We start from the raw sequence: 1,277 nt of genomic DNA on the forward strand, positions 1-1,277 counted from the left end.
AAAACCACCCTGCGCTCGGCCCAGTGGTTTGGCAATGCCGACAAGAACGGCTTTATGTACCGCAGCTGGATGAAGAACCAGGGTATCCCGGACCATGAGTTTCAGGGCAAACCCATCATTGGTATCTGCAATACCTGGTCGGAGCTGACACCCTGCAATGCGCACTTTCGCAAGATTGCCGAACATGTAAAACGCGGCGTCTATGAGGCTGGCGGCTTTCCCGTTGAGTTTCCCGTTTTCTCCAATGGCGAATCCAATCTGCGACCCACCGCCATGCTGACCCGCAATCTCGCCAGCATGGACGTAGAGGAAGCCATCCGCGGCAACCCGGTCGATGCCGTGGTACTGCTGACCGGCTGCGACAAGACCACCCCTGCGCTACTGATGGGCGCCGCCAGCTGTGATGTGCCCGCGATCGTTGTGACCGGCGGCCCCATGCTCAACGGCAAGCATCATGGCCGCGACATTGGGGCCGGTACGATTGTCTGGCAGATGCATGAAGCCTACAAGGGTGGACTGATTGACCTGAACGAGTTCCTGTCTGCCGAAGCTGGTATGTCCCGCTCGGCCGGTACGTGCAACACTATGGGTACGGCATCTACCATGGCCTGCATGGCTGAAGCGTTGGGCACCTCGCTCCCGCATAACGCCGCGATCCCGGCCGTGGATTCTCGTCGTTATGTGCTGGCGCACCTCTCCGGCATGCGCATCGTGGACATGGTTCATGAGGACCTGCGCCTGTCAAAGATCCTGACCAAGCAGGCCTTTGAAAATGCCATCCGGGTTAACGCCGCCATTGGTGGCTCGACCAATGCCGTAATCCACCTCAAGGCCATTGCTGGCCGCATGGGAGTGGAGCTGGATCTGGATGACTGGACACGCGTAGGCCGTGGCACGCCTACTATTGTTGACCTCCAACCTTCCGGGCGCTTCCTGATGGAAGAGTTCTATTACTCCGGCGGCTTGCCTGCTGTAATTCGCCGTATGGGTGAAGCCAACCTGCTACCCAACCCTGATGCGCTGACAGCCAATGGCAAATCCCTCTGGGAGAACTGCGCTGATGCCCCTATCTATGGCAAGGATGAGGTTATTCGTACGCTGGATAATCCGATTCGCCAGGACGGCGGCATCTGTGTACTGCGCGGTAATCTGGCGCCCAAGGGGGCTGTACTCAAGCCTTCGGCTGCTACCGCTGAGCTGATGCAGCATCGAGGCCGTGCGGTAGTCTTTGAAGACCTGGAGGACTATAAGGCGCGTATCGTTGATCCAGACCTGGA

Annotated in this window: 1 protein-coding gene; it reads left to right on the forward strand. The window is 58.5% G+C overall.

The window, feature by feature from the left end; all coding sequences use genetic code 11:
• Window positions 1-1,277: dihydroxy-acid dehydratase (locus IEX86_RS24645; protein WP_188868778.1), on the forward strand; the 1,277-nt coding region annotated here is incomplete at both ends.

The sequence above is a fragment of the Pseudomonas asuensis genome (assembly GCF_014646755.1).
GTDB lineage: Bacteria > Pseudomonadota > Gammaproteobacteria > Pseudomonadales > Pseudomonadaceae > Chryseomonas > Chryseomonas asuensis.